Origin of the sequence: Chthonobacter albigriseus, from assembly GCF_013839445.1 — a bacterium.
GTDB lineage: Bacteria > Pseudomonadota > Alphaproteobacteria > Rhizobiales > Pleomorphomonadaceae > Chthonobacter > Chthonobacter albigriseus.
This window is the reverse complement of record NZ_JACDIT010000001.1, coordinates 1,584,604-1,600,901: the sequence shown is the minus strand read 5'-3', so window position 1 is coordinate 1,600,901 and position 16,298 is coordinate 1,584,604. Positions and strand designations below refer to the sequence as shown.

General features: G+C 67.9%; 15 protein-coding genes. 11 read left to right on the top strand and 4 right to left on the bottom strand.

The window, feature by feature from the left end; genetic code table 11:
• Positions 1–157 precede the first annotated feature (157 nt).
• The 7 genes from HZ321_RS07250 (at position 158) to HZ321_RS07220 (ending at position 7,577) form a co-directional block, all read left to right on the top strand.
• Complete coding sequence (locus tag HZ321_RS07250; RefSeq protein ID WP_181701509.1) at positions 158–643, top strand: nucleoside deaminase; 486 nt, start codon at positions 158–160, stop codon at positions 641–643.
• Positions 644–727: 84 nt separating this feature from the next.
• Positions 728–1,873: an ABC transporter substrate-binding protein gene (locus HZ321_RS07245; protein WP_181701508.1), complete on the top strand. Its 1,146-nt coding sequence runs from the start codon at positions 728–730 to the stop codon at positions 1,871–1,873.
• Between the two features lie 80 nt (positions 1,874–1,953).
• A complete protein-coding gene (locus HZ321_RS07240) occupies positions 1,954–2,829 on the top strand; it encodes an ABC transporter permease (RefSeq protein WP_194303961.1) in 876 nt (291 codons plus the stop codon).
• Positions 2,826–3,638 carry an ABC transporter permease gene (locus HZ321_RS07235; RefSeq protein ID WP_181701507.1) on the top strand — a complete coding sequence of 271 codons (813 nt, stop codon included), beginning with the start codon at positions 2,826–2,828 and terminating at the stop codon, positions 3,636–3,638. Before HZ321_RS07240 ends, HZ321_RS07235 begins: the two co-directional genes overlap by 4 nt.
• Complete coding sequence (locus HZ321_RS07230) at positions 3,638–4,729, top strand: ABC transporter ATP-binding protein (RefSeq protein WP_181701506.1); 1,092 nt, start codon at positions 3,638–3,640, stop codon at positions 4,727–4,729. Before HZ321_RS07235 ends, HZ321_RS07230 begins: the two co-directional genes overlap by 1 nt.
• A gap of 26 nt (positions 4,730–4,755) precedes the next feature.
• Entirely contained in the window at positions 4,756–6,309 is a 1,554-nt protein-coding gene (locus HZ321_RS07225; protein WP_181701505.1) for an amidohydrolase family protein, read from the top strand.
• On the top strand, positions 6,285–7,577 hold the full coding sequence (locus HZ321_RS07220) for an amidohydrolase family protein (RefSeq protein ID WP_181701504.1): 1,293 nt from the start codon (positions 6,285–6,287) through the stop codon (positions 7,575–7,577). Before HZ321_RS07225 ends, HZ321_RS07220 begins: the two co-directional genes overlap by 25 nt.
• Positions 7,578–7,609: 32 nt before the next feature.
• On the opposite strand, the gene HZ321_RS07215 is transcribed toward HZ321_RS07220, so the two are convergent.
• Positions 7,610–8,554: a lysylphosphatidylglycerol synthase domain-containing protein gene (locus tag HZ321_RS07215; protein ID WP_181701503.1), complete on the bottom strand. Its 945-nt coding sequence runs from the start codon at positions 8,552–8,554 to the stop codon at positions 7,610–7,612.
• 214 nt (positions 8,555–8,768) lie between these two features.
• On the opposite strand from HZ321_RS07215, the gene arsK reads away from it, so the two are divergent.
• Both arsK and HZ321_RS07205 read left to right on the top strand, forming a co-directional pair.
• On the top strand, positions 8,769–10,028 hold the full coding sequence (gene arsK, locus HZ321_RS07210; protein WP_342343818.1) for an arsenite efflux MFS transporter ArsK: 1,260 nt from the start codon (positions 8,769–8,771) through the stop codon (positions 10,026–10,028).
• Positions 10,029–10,096: 68 nt separating this feature from the next.
• Positions 10,097–10,354, top strand: coding sequence for a DUF2171 domain-containing protein (locus tag HZ321_RS07205; protein ID WP_181701501.1), 258 nt, complete (start codon positions 10,097–10,099; stop codon positions 10,352–10,354).
• 35 nt (positions 10,355–10,389) lie between these two features.
• On the opposite strand, the gene HZ321_RS07200 is transcribed toward HZ321_RS07205, so the two are convergent.
• From HZ321_RS07200 to HZ321_RS07190, 3 genes are all read right to left on the bottom strand, one after another.
• Positions 10,390–11,715 (bottom strand): TRAP transporter large permease, encoded by a 1,326-nt coding sequence (locus tag HZ321_RS07200; RefSeq protein ID WP_181701500.1) that lies wholly within the window; start codon positions 11,713–11,715, stop codon positions 10,390–10,392.
• Between the two features lie 2 nt (positions 11,716–11,717).
• Positions 11,718–12,365, bottom strand: coding sequence for a TRAP transporter small permease (locus HZ321_RS07195; RefSeq protein WP_181701499.1), 648 nt, complete (start codon positions 12,363–12,365; stop codon positions 11,718–11,720).
• Between the two features lie 183 nt (positions 12,366–12,548).
• Positions 12,549–13,562 (bottom strand): TRAP transporter substrate-binding protein, encoded by a 1,014-nt coding sequence (locus tag HZ321_RS07190; protein ID WP_181701498.1) that lies wholly within the window; start codon positions 13,560–13,562, stop codon positions 12,549–12,551.
• Positions 13,563–13,737: 175 nt separating this feature from the next.
• On the opposite strand from HZ321_RS07190, the gene HZ321_RS07185 reads away from it, so the two are divergent.
• Positions 13,738–15,681 (top strand): sensor histidine kinase, encoded by a 1,944-nt coding sequence (locus HZ321_RS07185; RefSeq protein ID WP_181701497.1) that lies wholly within the window; start codon positions 13,738–13,740, stop codon positions 15,679–15,681.
• The gene (locus HZ321_RS07180; RefSeq protein WP_181701496.1) at positions 15,678–16,298 is read left to right on the top strand and encodes a response regulator transcription factor; all 621 of its coding nucleotides are present in this window, start codon (positions 15,678–15,680) and stop codon (positions 16,296–16,298) included. The genes HZ321_RS07185 and HZ321_RS07180 overlap by 4 nt, the downstream gene beginning before the upstream one ends.

The window sequence follows — 16,298 nt, the reverse complement described above, 5'->3', positions numbered from 1 at the left end:
GGCGGGCTTGCCGGACCGACGGCGCCCGAATGCATAGCTTTACTTAATCGAGCCATTTGAAGACTTCATTGAACTTGCACCCCGCGGGCTTTTCAGCGGGGGGTTGCTGGCATGCTTTCTGCTAGATCCTTCGTCGATACTCATGGGAGCGACAGAGATGGCAGAGGCCGACAAGCTCAAGTTCATGCGCCGCGCGATCGAGATCAGCCGCGACGAGATGCGGGCGAGCAAGGCTGCGCCGTTCGGCTGCGTCATCGTCAAGGACGGCGAGATCGTCGGCGAAGGCGTCAACCGGGTGGTGGAGAACCACGACCCGACCTCCCACGGCGAGGTGGAGGCGATCCGCGATGCCGGCCGCAAGCTCGGTACGTGGGATCTCTCCGGCTGCGAACTCTACACCTCGTGCCAGCCGTGCGAGCTCTGCGTCGCGGCGATGTTCTGGGCCCGCATCACCAAGATGTACTACGCCAGCACGCTGAAGGACGCCGAGGAGGTCTGCGGTTTCGACCTGGAGCCGCTGACCACCCTGGTGCGGCACGACGTGCACGACCGCGCCCTTCTGAAGGCCGAGCCGATGCTCCGGGAGGAGGCGCTCGTCGTCCTCAGGGAGTGGGCGCAGTCACCCGAGTTCACCGCCTTCTAGCCGGCGGCCCGCGATCGCGACGGGCCGCGTGAGGGCGGCCCGGCGTGCCACGAAGACCCAAAAGACAAACCAGAGGGGCAAGTCATGACTGACAAGATCGATATGTTCGCCTTCCTCAGCCGCGGCATCGGCCGCCGCCAGTTCCTGCAGGGCGCCGGTGCGCTCGGCGTCGCCGCCGCCACGGGTCTGCAGTCCGAGCGCGCCTACGCCCAGGAGAAGACGCTGAACCTTCTGTCGTGGCCCGGCCACGCGGATCCGGCGGTGGTGAAGCCGTTCGAGGACAAGTACGGGGTCAAGGTCGTCGCCAAGGAGTATGTCGGCGGCGAGAACATGCTGGCGCTGGTCAACCAGTCGCCCCCGGGCACCTACGACGTTGTCCTGTCGGACGCGGAGTATGTGGTGATGCTGCGCGACGGCGGTTTCATCGAGGAGATGAACCCGGCGGACTACGCGCTCGACACCTTCTTCCCCGAGTTCCAGAAGTTCCCCGGCCACTGGCTGGACGACAAGCTCTACTCGCTGATCATCCGCTTCGGCTACCTCGGCATCGCCTACCGCACGGATGCGCTGACCGCCGAGGACGTCGCCTCCTACAAGATCCTGTGGGACGAGAAGATCAAGGGCGGCGTCGGCTTCTTCGACTGGTACCTGCCGTCGATGGGGTGCCTGTCCTGCTACAACGGCAACAAGTCGCCCTTCGACATCGACGCTGCGGCGTTCGAGAAGCTGAAGGAGACGGTGTTCTCGCTGAAGCCGCAGACCTCGGCCTTCTACTCAATGGCCGACACCTTCGCCTCGCTCACCAACGGCAGCGCCAAGGCGATCCCGGGCGTCGGCGACTGGATCACCCTGCTGCTCGCCAAGGACGGCGTGCCGGTCGACGCGACGGTGCCGGCGGAAGGCGGCATCCAGTGGACGGAGTCCATGTCGATCATGGCCGCGTCGGAGAAGAAGGACCTCGCCAAGGCCTTCATCCAGTACATGACCTCGGCCGAGGGCCAGATGGCCTCCGCGCTGATGCCGGCCTACAACGCCTCGATCCCGAGCAAGGCGGGCTGGGAGAAGCTCAACGCCGACGCTCCGGCTGAAGCCAAGCGCCTGCGCATGACCTTCACAGAGCGCAACGTCATGGACGAGTACAAGGACGGCAAGATCCACATCCGCAAGACGCCGGTCCAGCAGGACATCGACACCTGGAACGAAGTCTGGACCGAGTTCAAGTCGCTCTGATCCTTCGACCTCGCGCATGAGATCCGCGCCGGCTCGCCCGGCGCGGATCCGCTGTCCACGTCTTGTCGCGGAGATCCAGTTTGGACGTCACACCCCCTAAGCGAAGCCGGCCGCGGATCGACCGCTTCGCGGTGTTCTGGGCATCGCCGTCGCTGGTCTGGCAGGTCGCCTTCTTCGTGGCGCCGCTGGTCGTGCTCGTCTGGATGACGTTCTGGCGGGTGAAGAACTTCAAGCTCGAGCAGGATTTCATCCCCGACAACTGGATCCGGATCTTCTCCTCCGGCTTCTTCTACGACGCCTTCCTCTACACCTTCTGGATGGCTCTGGTGGCGGCCGTGCTGATCACGCTGATCGCCTTTCCCGCCGCCTATGCGCTCGCCTTCATCGCCTCGCCGCGGACGCGCACGCTGGCGATCGTGGCGCTGATCACGCCGTTCTTCACCAGCTACCTCGTGCGGATCTACTCCTGGCAGATCATCCTCGCCGAAAAGGGCATCATCAACGGCGTGCTCGGGCTCGCCGGCATTTCGCCCGTCAACATCATCGGCACGTCCACGGCCACGATGGTCGGCTACGTGACGCTGGCGCTGCCGCTGGTGCTGCTGATCCAGCTGTTCTCGCTCTCCATGGTCGATAAGCGGCTGGTGGAGGCGGCCTACAACCTCGGCTGCGGGCCGCTGAAGACCGTGTTCAAGGTGGTGGTACCTTCCGCGCGGGTGGGACTCGTGATCGGCGGCACCTTCGCCTTCCTGTTCGCCTTCGGCGACTACGTGAGCCCGCTGTTCCTCGGCGGGTCCAAGCCGCCGACGCTGTCGATCCTGATCACCGACCAGGTGAAATCCGGCAACAACTGGCCGCGGGCCGCGGTGGTCGCAGTGGTGATGGTCATCACGCTGATGGCGACGCTGACGGTGATGTCCGCTGTCGCCTACCGTCGGCGGGGAGGCGCACGATGAACGCCGCCACCGTCCGCTGGATCCTAATGGGCTACGTGCTCCTGGTCTTCCTGTTCATCCTGGCGCCGATCCTGACGCTGGTCGCCTTCTCCTTCAACGTGGACCGGTTCCCGGCGCTGCCCTGGGGCGGCTTCAGCCTGGCCTGGTACGAGGCGGTGTTCGCCGACGAGACGGTCTCCACCGGCTTCCGCAACACGATGATCGTGGCGGTGACCACCGCGGTCGTCGCGACCTTCATCGGCTTTGCGACGGCCTATGTGGACTACCGCTACCAGTTCACCGGCAAGCGTGCCTATCTCGCGCTCGCCTCGCTGCCGCCGACCGTGCCCGTGGTGATCCTCGGCATTGCCAACCTTTCCTTCATGGCAGCGATCGGGCTCTCCGGCACGCTGACGGCGGTGATCCTGGGCCATGTGGTGATCGCCGCGCCCTATGCGATGGCGCTGATCCGGATCCGACTTGCCGACCTAGACCCGGCGATCGAGCCGGCGGCGTGGAACCTCGGCGCGACGCCTTGGGCGACGATGGGGCAGGTGATCGTGCCGTTCTGCAAGCCAGCGATCCTGTCGTCGCTCGCGATCACGGCGGCGGTCTCGTTCGACGAGTTCATGATCGCCTGGTTCGTGTCCGGCATTCACGAGACGCTGCCGGTGCGGATCCTGGCGATGCTGCAGGGGCAGGTCAGCCCGCGCATCAACGCGGTCGGCAGCCTGGTCTTCCTGGTCACGGTGGCGCTGGTCGTCGTCGCCCAGATCGCGGTGTTTTCCTGGCGGCGCAAGCGGCCGCTCGCAGGGGGTGGGGACGGTTGATGTCGGTACCGATCATGACGCTCGACAAGGTGCGCAAGAGCTATGGCGACAGCGTCGCCGTGCACTCGATCGACCTTGAGATCGCCAAGGGCGAGTTCATCGCGCTGATGGGGCCGTCCGGCTGCGGCAAGACCACCACGCTCCGGATGCTGGCGGGGCTCGACAAGCCGTCCGCCGGCGAGATCCGGATGTGGAGCCGGGTGATGAACGACGTTCCCGCCTGGGAGCGGGACACGCCGATGGTCTGGCAGTCCTACGCGCTGTTTCCGTTCCTCAGCGTGCTGGAGAACGTGGAATTCGGGCTCAAGCAGCGGCGCACGACGGATGCCGTCGGTCGCCGGGCCAAGGCGATGGAGTGGCTGGACCGGCTTGGCATCGCGGGCATGGCCGGGCGCGGCATCGACCAGCTCTCCGGCGGACAGCGGCAGCGCGTCGCGCTCGCCCGGGCACTGGCGCTGGAGCCGGAGGTGCTGCTCCTCGACGAGCCCTTGAGCGCGCTCGATGCGCATCTTCGCGTCAGGATGCAGACCGAGCTCGCCCGCCTGCACGGTGAACTCGGCATCACCTTCGTCTACGTGACGCACACGCAGTCGGAAGCCTTCGCGATGGCGAACCGGATCGTCATCATGAGCGAAGGGCGGGTGCAGCAGATCGGCACGCCGCAGGACATCTACCGCGCGCCGGCCACCCGCTTCGTGGCCGAGTTCATCGGGGCCAGCAACATCCTCTCCGGCACGCTGAAGGAAAGCGGGGCGGGTGGCATCGTGATCGAGAACGCGCTCGGGCGGTTCCGTTCGGCCGGCGCGACGGGGATCGCCGTGGGTCAGGACGCCGCCTTCGTGATCGCGGCCGACAAGATCGCCCTCACGCGCGCCGCCGACCCGGCCGAGCCGGGGCTCGACGCGGTGACCGGAACGGTGGCGGCGGAGGAGTTCATCGGCGCGGTGGTGACCATCCACGTCGATCTCCCCGACGGGCGCAGCATGTTCGTCCAGAAGCAGCAGAACGAGGTCGGCCGCCTCGGGCTGGCGCGCGGGGACGAGGTCCGTCTCGCCTGGCATCCGCAGGACACTTTCGTCATTCCCGGCTGACCTCTCCAACCCAAAGGCACATTTCCATGTCGATCCTCATCAAGGGCGCGACCATCCTGGCCATGGGCGGGACGCACGGCGCCGAACCGTTCACCGGCGACATCCACATCGTGGACGACCGCATCGCCGCCATCGGCCGCAACCTCCAGGTGGCGGCGGACACCGTCATCGACGGCACGGACCGGCTGGTCATGCCGGGGCTCGTCAACGCCCACCTCCATTCGGGCGAGGCGCTCTACAAGGGGCGCTACGACAACATGCCGCTCGAGATCTGGATGCTGCTCGCCTACCCGATCCTCGGAGCGTCGGCGCTGGAGGAGCGGCTGATCTACCTCCGGACCATGCTGGTCGGCGCAGAGTCGTTGCGCACCGGGTCCACCTGCCTCACCGACGACGTGTTCGAGGCACCGCGGCAGGACATCGCCAAGCTCGGCGCGGTGGTCCAGGCCTACCGGGACGTCGGTATCCGGGCGACCGTGTCCGGGCACGTGATCGACAAGAACTTCCTGGACACCATCCCCTTCGCCCGCGAGATGGTGCCGGCCGACCTGCAGGCGGAGGTCGACGCCAACCCGACGCCGACGGTCGACGGCTACATGGCTTTCGCGCGCGAGGCGTTCGACCGCTTCCACGGCCTCGACGGACGGATCCGCTTCATGATGGCGCCGTCGGCCCCGCAGCGCTGCACGCCGGAGCTGATGCTGGCGGTGGATGCCTACGCCCGCGAGACGAAGACACCCTTCCACACCCACATCGTGGAGACGAAGGTACAGGGCGTCACCGGCCCGGTGGACTACGGCAAGACGCTGATCGCCTACATGAAGGACCTCGGCATCCTGCACCCCGGGGTCACCATCGCCCATTCCATCTGGGTGACCGACGCGGACATCGCGATGATGGGCGAGGCGGGCTGCTCCATCGTCCACAACGTGATCTCCAACCAGAAGCTCGGCGCCGGCATCGCGCCGGTGCGCCGGCTGATCGACGCGGGCGTCAACGTCGCGCTCGGCTCGGACGGCATCTCCACCAACGACACGCCTCGGATGTTCGACGTGATGCATGCGGCCGGGCTGATCCACAAGATCGGCACCGCAGACTACGGCCGCTGGGTCACCTCCACGGAAGTGCTCCACGCGGCCACGGTCGCCGGTGCCAAAAGCGCGCTGATCGAGCACGAGGTCGGGCATTTCGCGCCCGGCATGAAGGCGGACATGCTGGTGCTCGACATGCGGACGGCAAACTTCACGCCGCGGCACGACATCCGAAACCACCTCGTCTACGCGGAGAACGGCTCGTCGATCGAAAAGGTGATCGTCAATGGCGAGATCGTCGTGGAGAACGGCAAGTGCCTGAAGATCAACGAGGCGGCCCTGCTCGCCGAGTTGCGCGACCTGATGCCGGAGTTCCAGGCGAGACACACGCAGACCGAGGCGATCAACTGGCGCTTCCTGGAAAGCTTCCACGCGATCCACAAGCGGTGTAACGCCATGGACATCGGCATCCATCGGCTCGGCACGGAGCCGGCCTTCACGTCGGATGCGCAGGAGAGCAAGGGATGGCCGTCGAACTCCTGGTCATAAACGCGACGCTGCCCGACGGCCGGACCGGCCAGGACATCGCCGTCTCCGGCGGGCGCATCCTGGAAATCGCGCCGGGGATCGCGGCGGAGGCGGGCCGGGTCATCGACGCCGGCGGGCTGCTCGTTTCGCCGCCCTTCGTCGACGTGCACTTCCACATGGACGCCACGCTGTCGCTCGGCATCCCGCGGCTCAACCGGTCGGGCACGCTTCTGGAGGGCATCGCACTCTGGGGCGAGCTGAAGCCGCTCCTGACGCCGGAGGCGGTGGCGGAACGGGCGCTGCGCTACTGCGACCTCGCGGTGTCGCAGGGGCTGCTGGCGATCCGCACCCACGTCGACATCTGCGACGACCGGCTGACCGCGGTGGAAGCGCTGCTCCACGTGAAGAGGACGGTCGCGCCCTACATCGACCTGCAACTGGTGGCGTTTCCGCAGGACGGGTACTTCCGCGCGCCGAAGTCGGCGGAGAACCTCCTCCGCGCGCTCGACATGGGCGTCGACGTGGTCGGCGGCATCCCGCATTTCGAGCGGACGATGGCCGACGGCGCGGCGTCAGTGAAGGCGCTCTGCGAGATCGCGGCGGAGCGGGGCCTTCGCGTCGACATGCACTGCGACGAGACCGACGATCCCCTGTCGCGGCAGGTGGAGGCGCTCGCCTACGAAACGCAGCGGCTGGGGCTGCAGGGCCGCGTCGCCGGCTCGCACCTGACGTCGATGCACTCGATGGACAACTACTACGTCTCCAAGCTGATCCCGCTGATGGCGGAGGCGGGTCTCCACGCCATCCCGAACCCGTTGATCAACATCACGCTGCAGGGGCGGCACGACACCTATCCCAAGCGCCGCGGCATGACGCGGGTGCCGGAGCTGAGGGCCGCCGGGGTCAACGTCGCCTTCGGCCAGGATTGCTGCATGGACCCCTGGTACTCGCTCGGCGGGGCGGACATGCTCGACGTCGCGCACATGGGGCTCCACGTCGGCCTGATGACGAGCCGGGAGGCGATGACCTTCTGTTTCGAGGCGGTGACCACCAACCCGGCGCGGGTGATGGGGCTGGAGGGCTACGGCCTTGCCGCCGGCTGCCACGCCGACTTCGTGCTCCTGCAGGCGCGCGACCCGATCGAGGCGATCCGGATGCGGGCGACGCGGCTCGCGGTGGTGCGGCGGGGCAAGGTGATCGCCGAGACGCCGCCCAAGCGGGCCTCGCTCTTCCTCGACGGGCGCCCGGGCATGGTGGATCCGTCCGACTACGCGCCGCCCGTCGGCTGAGGCCGGCATCGCGGATCAAGTCGGCTGACGCTTCAGCCGCTCCGTCCGGCCTGGACGGCCTTCAGCTGATTGCGTTCAAAGATCAGCACGACGCCGATCGAGATCGCGAAGGGGATCAAGAGGTAGAAGGCGCGGAAGATCAGCAGTGCGGCGAGCACGTCCGCCTCGGGGATCTCCGACAGGCCGAGCACGAAGAACAGCTCCAGGATCCCGAGTCCACCGGGCGCATGCGACAGCAGCGCTGCGGAGAAGGACGCGACGAAAATGCCGAGCACGACGATGAACCCTGGGTTCGCTTCGGCCGGCAGGGCGAAGTAGATGATCGCGGCGGCGGCGATGACCTCGATCGGGGCGACCAGGAACTGCAGCGCGACGATCGGCGGGCGGGGGTAGACGATCCGGACCGGGCCGAGGTGGAGCGGGCGCAGATGGAGCAGGCTCGCCAGCACGTAGGCGCCGAGCAGCGCCAGGATGAGCAGCGCGGCCGGGATCGCGACGGAGGCGTCGGCCTCCGGGCTGATGCGGGCGACGATGTCGGGCGCGAGGAGCAGCACAGCCGCCGTCAGGACGGCGATGCCGATGAAGAAGGTGATCGAGCAGAAGGCGACGAGGATGCCGACCTCCGGTCCGGTGAGCCCGCGGGCGGTGTAGGCGCGGTAGCGGACCATGGCCCCGGAGAAGACCGAGGCGCCGATGTTGTGCGAGAGTGCGTAGGTGGTGAAGGATGTCACCGCCACGTACGGCCAGGGCAGGACGCGGCCGAGGTGGCGCAAGGCGAGGCCGTCGTAGGCGGCGAGCGCGAGGTAGGCGACCAGCGCCGAAAGGCCCGACAGCAGCCAGTGCAGGCCGTCGATCGCGCGGAAACTGTCGAGGAGGTCCTCCACCGACAGCGTCCGGATCTCCCGGAAGAGCAGCCAGCCGGAAAACACCGCCGCGGAAACGCCGATCACGGGCCAAACGTAGTCTGCGACCTTCACTAGCCTCTCCTGCCGGCGAACCCATCCCTTTTATAGAACGTCGACCTTGCCGTCATGTTGCTGTCACCTCCGTTGGGGTTAGTCTTTAGAGATCGGCGATGCGTCGCAGCGGCGCTTGACGTTCGGACCGTCGCGAACGCTTGCTGGACGCGGGCGGCGGAGGATGGGACATGGCCAGCGGATGCGTCGGAACAGGGGTGCCGGGGGTGTGCCGGTGAGGCTAGCGCGTCTGTCGGTCGACCTCACGCCCGGGCTGCTGGTCGTGCTCCTCGGGATCACCCAGATCATCGGCTACGGCACGGTCTACTACAGCTTCGCCATCCTGGCCGGGGACATCGCGGCGTCGTTCTCGTGGCCGGTGTCGTCCCTGTTCGGCGCCTTCTCGCTCGCGCTGCTCGTCGGCGGATTCGCGGCGCCGGCCGTCGGCAGGATGGTCGACAGGCACGGCGCCGCGCGGGTGATGACGGTCGGCTCCGCCGCGACCGCGGTCGGGCTGGCGGCGGCCGCGGCAGCACCCGGGCCGATCGCCTTCTGCGCCGCGCTGATTGCGATCCAGACCACCTCGACCCTGGTGCTCTACGACGTCGCCTTCGCGGCCATCGTGCAGAGCGCCGGACCGCAGGCAAGGACGCGGATCACCCACCTGACACTGATCGCCGGCTTCGCCTCGACGCTGTTCTGGCCGCTGTCGAGCTGGCTGCACACGGTGTCCGGCTGGCGTGAGGTGTTCCTGATCTTCGCGGCCTTGAACCTCCTCGTCTGCCTGCCGCTCCATGCGGTGATCGCCTTCGGTCGACCTTCGGAGCCCCAAGGCTCGCCCGGCGATGCGGTGCCGCCGGGTCGGGACGCGCCGGTGGCGGTTGCGCCGCTCTCCCCGGCGGTCGCCCGGCAGCTGTTCGTGCTGGTCACCGTCGGCTTCGCGCTGTCGGGATTCCTGCTCTCGGCCATGCTGGCGCAGATGGTGCCGGCGCTCACCACCATCGGGCTCGGATCGACGGCGCTCGTGGTCTCCACCCTGTTCGGGCCGGCGCAGGTGCTGGTGCGCTTCGTCAACATGATCCTCGGCGCGCGGCGGCACCCGCTCACCGTCACCATCTTCGGCATGGCCATGCTGCCGCTGGCGATCCTGATCCTGGCGGCGAGCGCGCCGTCGACCGCCGGCGCGGTGGCCTTCGCGGTGCTGCTCGGTTTCGGTTCGGGGCTGAAGAGCATCGTTCAGGGCACGCTGCCGCTGGCGCTGTTCGGCAGCGCATCCTACGGCACGCGGCTCGGCATCATGGCTTTCGCGCGCCAGTTCATGGCGGCCGTGGCGCCGTTCGCCTTCGCCTGGCAGATGGAAGTGGCGGGGCCGACGGCGGCGCTGATGACCTTCGCGGCGGTCGGCTGCCTTGGGCTTTCCGCGTTCCTGGAGCTCGCGCGGCGGCGCGCCCGGCTGGAGCCCGCGGAAGCGACGGCCGTCCGGCCGGCCGAATGATCGTGCCGGGAACAATCCGGTCAGGCTGAAGCTTGGGTGGCATCATCCAACGGGCAAGGAGACGCCGCATGGCCGACGCATCGAACATTCGCGAGCACATGGAAGTCATCGGAGCCGACGGGGTCCACGTGGGGACGGTCGACCGGGTCGAGGACGGCCGCATCAAGCTGACCAAGGATGACAGCGGCCAGGGCCGGCACCGGGGACATCACCACTTCATCCCGCTGTCGCTCGTCGCCGATGTCGAGGGCGAGAAGGTCCGGCTTTCCGCAAACGGCGACGTGGCGGTCACCTTCGAGGAGGAAGAGGGCGGTTCGCCGGCCTGACGCCGGAGCCCGCCCCCGCCCGTTTTCGAGCAGCCTCACATCATGCCGAGCAGGCGCGGCAGGAAGAGCGAGATCTCCGGCACGTAGGTCACCAGCACCAGGAAGCCCAGCATGGTCATCAGCCAGGGCATGACGGCGATGGTCAGCTCGGTGATGCCCATCTTGGTGATGCCGGAGGCGACGTAGAGGTTGAGGCCGACCGGGGGATGGCACATGCCGACCTCCATATTGACCACGATCATGATGCCGAAGTGGATGGGGTCGATGCCGAGCTTCACCGCGACGGGGAAGAGGATCGGCGCCATGATCAGCACGATCGACGACGGCTCCATGAAGTTGCCGGCGGCGAGCAGGATGATGTTGACCGCGATCAGGAACATCCACCAGGAAAGGCCGGTGTTGACCATCCACTCGCCGAGCGCCTGCGGGATGTTTTCGTGCGTCATCAGGAAGGAGAACAACACGGCGTTGGTGATGATGTAGAGCAGCATCGCCGACATGTTGGCGGAGGAGAGCAGCACCTTCGGCACGTCGGACAGCGACATGTCGCGGTAGACCCAGACCGCGATGACGAAGGCGTAGACCGCGCTCATCGCCGCCGCCTCGGTCGGCGTGAACACGCCGGTGTAGATGCCGCCGATGACGATGACGATCAGCAGAAGGCCCCAGGCCGCCTTGCGGAAGGCCTGCCAGCGCTGGATCCAGCTCGCCTTCTCCAGGCGCGGGTAGCCGTTCTTCCAGGCGCGGTACCACGTCGTGACGCCGAGCAGGGTCGCCAGCATCAGGCCCGGGATGACGCCGGCCATGAAGAGCTGGCCGACCGAGGCTGAGGAGACGATCTCGCCGTCCGGGCCGGTCACCTGCATGCCGGAGGTGGCGACCGCATACATCACCATGACGATCGACGGCGGGATCAGGATGCCCAGCGCACCGGAGGTGGTGATCACGCCGGCGCCGAAGCGCTTGGGGAAGCCCTGCTTGACCATCGCCGGCAGGATGATCGAGCCGATCGCCACCACGGTGGCGGGGGACGATCCGGACACCGCGGCGAACAGCGCGCAGGCGATCACGCCGGCAAGGCCGAGGCCGCCGTGCCAGTGGCCGACCATGGAGGTGGCGAAGTTGATCATCCGGCGGGCGACGCCGCCGTGGGTCAGGAAGTTGCCGGCCAGGATGAAGAACGGGATCGCCATGATCTCGAACTTCTCGATGCCGGTGAAGAGCTTCAGGGCCACCGTGTCGATCGGCACCGCCGTCATCGTGAACAGGAACACCAGCACGGTGAGGCCGAGGGCGATGGAGATCGGCATGCCCGTCAGCATCAGGCCGACCAGGCCGCCGAAGATGAGGGTCGCGTTCATGGTCAGGCGTCCTTCGGCGTGAGGGGGCTCATGGCGATGGCGGAAGCGGCGGCGTCCTCGTCGACGCCGTCCACGTGGCCGTGGTCGTGGTGGGGCAGTTCGCCGGTGCGGGCGTAGGTCGCCGCGACCTGGAGGAAGCGGAAGCACATCAGGTAGGAGCCGAGCGGGATGGCGAGGTAAACCACCCACATCGGCAGCTCCAGGTCCGGCGAGATGGCGTCGGTGTGGGCCATGTGCCAGACGAAGTTGGCGCCCAGGGTGCCAATGATGCCGGTAAACAGCGCACCGGCCATGAGGCCGAAGAGGATGAAAGCCTTCCGCCGTGTCGGCGACATCTTGTTGATGAGGACGTCGATGCCGACGTGAATGCCGGTGCGCACGCCATAGGCGGCACCGAACTTGGCCATCCAGACGAACAGGATGATGCAGAGCTCCTGGGCCCACACAAGATTGACGGACCGCAGGCCGAAGTAGGCCGACCGGCTCGCCGCCATCAGCCACGGGATGTCGTTGGAGCGGGCCAGGCTGACGACGTCGGCGAAGATGCCGAGCGTGTAGCGGTGGGCGACGGCGACGAAGATGATCAGCGTCGCGACGGCGATCAGCGTGGCGATCAGGATCTCTTCCAGGCGGTCGAGGGCGCGGAGCATGGGAGCGTTCCCGTGGGGTGGATGGGCGATGGGTGCCGCCGCCCCGGCGGGAGGCGCGCGGCGATCGTCCCCTGCCGGACGGGCAGGGAGCGGGTGTCTTCGATCGGTTACGGCGGATCCTCTCCCCGTCCGGCGGGGAGAGGACAGGGTCGGGCGTCCGGGTAGGACGCCCGCCGGCGCGGCTTACTTCACGCCGGTCTCGGCCTGGATCCTGGCAATCAGGTCGGCCCCGATGCGGTCGGCCATTTCCTCGTGCACCGGCAGGAGGGCATCGACCCAGGCCTTGCGCTCCTCGTCGGTCAGCTCGTGGAACTCGGTCTTGCCGGCGTCCTTCATCGCTTGGAGAGCCTTGTCGTTCTCCTCCTTGGCGATGCCGTTGGCGTATTCGGTGGCTTCCGCCATGGCCTTGTCGAGGCCGGCGCGGACGTCCTCGGGCAGTTCGTCCCAGAACTTCTTGTTCACGATCACCGCGTAGCCGAGATAGCCGTGGTTGGAGATCGTCGCGTGCGACTGCACCTCGTGCATCTTCTGGGTGAACATGTTGGACGGCGGGTTCTCTGTGCCGTCGACGACGCCCGTCTGCAGCGCCTGGTAGACCTCGGAGAAGGCCATCACCTGCGGCACGGCGCCGAGCGCCGACATCTCAGCCTCCAGCACCTTGGACGACTGGATGCGCATCTTAAGGCCGAGGAAGTCGTCCGGCGTCGTCACCGGCGAGTTGGCGCTCATGATCTTGAAGCCGTTGTCCCAGAAGGCCAGGCCCGTTATGCCCTTGGCCTCCAGGAGGCCCAGCATCTCCTTGCCGATCGGGCCGGTGGTCACCTTGTGCAGGGCCTCGTAGCTCGGGAACATGTAGGGCAGGTCGAAGACCTCGAATTCCTTGACGCCGAGCGGGCCGAACTTGGCCAGCGAGGGCGCCAGCATCTGCACGGCGCCGAGCTGCAGGGCCTCCAGCTCCTCCTTGTCCTTGTAGAGCTGCGAGTTCGGGTAGACCTCCACTTTCACCTTGCCGCCGGTGTACTGCTCGGCGAGTTCCCTGAACTTCTCCGCGCCCTTGCCCTTGGGGGTGTCCGGCGCCACCACGTGGCTGAACTTGATGACGATCTCCTGGGCCAGCGCGGCGCCGGCGGAAACAGAGAGGGTCAGGGCGAGCGTCAGCGCTCCCATGGCCCGAAGGGCGGTGCGGCGGGTCTTCATCGAGGGTTCCTCCCGTTGGTCCGGCCGCGGCTCTTCCCTTCCGCGGTCCTGTGCTAAGCTTTAGTGAAAGGCGTTCGCCGATATCTATTGTGGATATCCGAAGCGGGCCGGCGGCCGTCGCTGGCCGCCAGGGAGGGCGGGAGCGTTGGAGGAACGCGCCAGATCGTGGCAGGCCATGCCGGCCTTCCGGCGTGGCGACGTGGTGCTCGCCGCCATGCCGGTGATCGCCATCGTGCTGCTCGTGACGCTGCTCGGGCTGCTCCTCTGGATCCTCGACCGCGACGAGAAGGACCTCGTCCGCACCACGCTGATCTCCGACGCGCTTTGGGTGGAGCAGACGCTCCGCTTCCAGCTGACCACCGACGAGGACATCATCACCCGGCTGGCGCTCGACGCGGGCCGACCCGACGCCGACCGCGAGGCGCTGGTCGACCGCCTGCGCATTCATGTGGTGAGCAACCCCGAGGTGATCGCGGTGCGGTGGTACGGCCCGGACGGGACGGCCGTCGCCTCGGTCCCGGCCGGGCGGGCGGATGGTCCGTTGCCGGCGGTGGTGGAGCGGGCGCGCGCGCTCGGGCAGGGATCGGCCCGGCCGGTCTACGGGGACCTTGAAACGATCGCCGACGGCACGCTCACCGTGGACATGGCCCGCCCGGTTGCGGACGGCGGCGTGCTGGTCGCGACCGTCTCGGTGAGCGCCCTGATCGCCCGGCACGTGCCCTGGTGGATCGGCGAGAAATACGCCGTGCGGCTCCTCGACAGCACCGGGCGGGTGCTCGCCGAGAAGAGCAGCGTGGAGCCGGTGGACCCGAGCCTCTTCCACCGCATCGCCTTCGATCCGCCGATCAAAGGGACGTGGCTGGCGATCTCGCCCTACCGGCTGGCGTCGGGCTTTTCCAACAATCTCCTGGTCGGCGCCATCGTCGGGCTGGCGGCGCTGGCGGTCGCCTCGCTGGTCGGACTGCAGCGCCACGTGGCGCGGCGTCGGCGGGCGGAGCAGCAACTGCGGGCGGAGACGGCGTTCCGGCGCTCCATGGAGGACAGTCTGACCGTCGGCCTCAGGGCGCGCGATCTCGACGGGCGGATCCTCTACGTCAACCAGGCCTTCTGCCGGATGGTCGGCTGGAGCGCCGAGGAGCTGGTCGGCCTCGGGCCGCCGATGCCCTATTGGCAACCGGACCAGGTGGAGGAGACGCAGGCCCGCCACGACGCGCTGATCCACGGCGAGCGGCGGCCGAAGAGCTGGGAGACGCGGCTGCGGCGCAAGGACGGCTCCAGTTTCGACGCGCTGCTCTACGAAGCGCCGCTGATCGATGCCGACGGAGTGTTCAGCGGCTGGATGGGCTCGATCATCGACGTGACCGACCGCAAGGTAGCGGCAGAGCTGTCGCGCCGGCAGGCGGAAAGCCTGCAGCGCACCGGCCGCCTGATCACGCTCGGCGAAATGGCCTCCACGCTCGCGCATGAACTCAATCAGCCGCTCGCCGCGATCGCCAGCTACGCGGCGGGGTCGCTCAACGTGCTGCGCGGGCCCGCGCCGGACGCCAGGGCCGTGGAGGCGGCGCTCGAGAAGCTCGCGGTGCAGGCCCAGCGCGCCGGCCAGATCATCCGGCGCATCCAGGATTTCGTCCGCAAGCGTGAGCCGCGCTTCGGTCCGGTGCCGACGGCCGACTTGGTGGCCGAGACGGTCGCCTTCACGGCGGTCGACGCGCGCAACGCCGGCGTCAGGATCGAGACGCGGATCGAGGACGACCTGCCGCCGATCCACGCCGACCGCATCCTGATGGAGCAGGCGCTGATCAACCTGATCCGCAACGGCGCCGAGGCGATGGCCGGCATGCCGGGGGTTGAGCGGGTGCTCACCGTGACGGCTGCGCGGCGCGGCGAGGAGGTGGTGCTCGCGGTCGCCGACCGCGGACCGGGCATCGATCCTGAGGTGGACGGGCGGCTGTTCGACGCGTTCGTCTCCACCAAGGCGGAGGGCATGGGCATGGGGCTGAACATCTGCCGGTCGATCATGGAGCTGCACAAGGGACGGCTGGTCCACGCCCCGCGCGAGGGCGGCGGTACCGTGTTCACCCTGGTGCTTCCCGTCCCGGTTCCCGCGGAGGCCGCATGACCCTTGCCACGCCCCTCCCCAATGCCCTGGTGCATGTGGTCGACGACGACCCGGCGATCCGCGATTCGCTCTCGTTCCTCCTCGGTTCGCGCGGCTTGAGGACGCGCGAGTGGGCGAGCGGCGAAGCCTTCCTGGCCGGCGGACCGTCGGGGCTTGCCTGCGTCGTGCTCGACATGCGGATGGACGGGATCTCGGGCCTTGAGGTGCTGGAGCGGATGCACGCGCTCGGCCGCAGCGAGCCGGTGGTCTTCCTCACTGGGCACGCGGACGTGCCGATTGCGGTGGAGGCGCTCAAGAAGGGTGCCTTCGACTTCGTGGAGAAGCCGTTCAACGACAACGCGCTCGTCGACACGGTGCTGGCCGCGCTTGCCCGGGCGGAGGCGGACCGGAGCGCTCACGAGGGACGCGACCTCGTGGAAAGCCGGCTCTCCGGGCTCACCTCGCGGGAGCGCGAGGTGCTGGACCTTCTCCTCGACGGGCGCCTCAACAAGCAGATCGCCGACGACCTGAAGGTCTCCATGCGCACGGTGGAGGTCCACCGCGCCCGCATCTTCGAGAAGATGGGCGTGCGCAACGCGGTCGAACTGGCGACCCTTCTCACCGCGGGGCGGCGCTAG

Bases quoted from the DNA above. Each gene is read 5' to 3' on its own strand.
- HZ321_RS07235 (WP_181701507.1), top strand. From the start codon at position 2,826: ATGAACGCCGCCACCGTCCGCTGGATCCTAATGGGCTACGTGCTCCTG.
- HZ321_RS07205 (WP_181701501.1), top strand. From the start codon at position 10,097: ATGGCCGACGCATCGAACATTCGCGAGCACATGGAAGTCATCGGAGCC.
- HZ321_RS07245 (WP_181701508.1), top strand. From the start codon at position 728: ATGACTGACAAGATCGATATGTTCGCCTTCCTCAGCCGCGGCATCGGC.
- HZ321_RS07180 (WP_181701496.1), top strand. From the start codon at position 15,678: ATGACCCTTGCCACGCCCCTCCCCAATGCCCTGGTGCATGTGGTCGAC.
- HZ321_RS07200 (WP_181701500.1), bottom strand. From the start codon at position 11,715: ATGAACGCGACCCTCATCTTCGGCGGCCTGGTCGGCCTGATGCTGACG.
- HZ321_RS07185 (WP_181701497.1), top strand. From the start codon at position 13,738: ATGCCGGCCTTCCGGCGTGGCGACGTGGTGCTCGCCGCCATGCCGGTG.
- HZ321_RS07225 (WP_181701505.1), top strand. From the start codon at position 4,756: ATGTCGATCCTCATCAAGGGCGCGACCATCCTGGCCATGGGCGGGACG.
- HZ321_RS07195 (WP_181701499.1), bottom strand. From the start codon at position 12,365: ATGCTCCGCGCCCTCGACCGCCTGGAAGAGATCCTGATCGCCACGCTG.
- HZ321_RS07190 (WP_181701498.1), bottom strand. From the start codon at position 13,562: ATGAAGACCCGCCGCACCGCCCTTCGGGCCATGGGAGCGCTGACGCTC.
- HZ321_RS07220 (WP_181701504.1), top strand. From the start codon at position 6,285: ATGGCCGTCGAACTCCTGGTCATAAACGCGACGCTGCCCGACGGCCGG.
- HZ321_RS07230 (WP_181701506.1), top strand. From the start codon at position 3,638: ATGTCGGTACCGATCATGACGCTCGACAAGGTGCGCAAGAGCTATGGC.
- HZ321_RS07250 (WP_181701509.1), top strand. From the start codon at position 158: ATGGCAGAGGCCGACAAGCTCAAGTTCATGCGCCGCGCGATCGAGATC.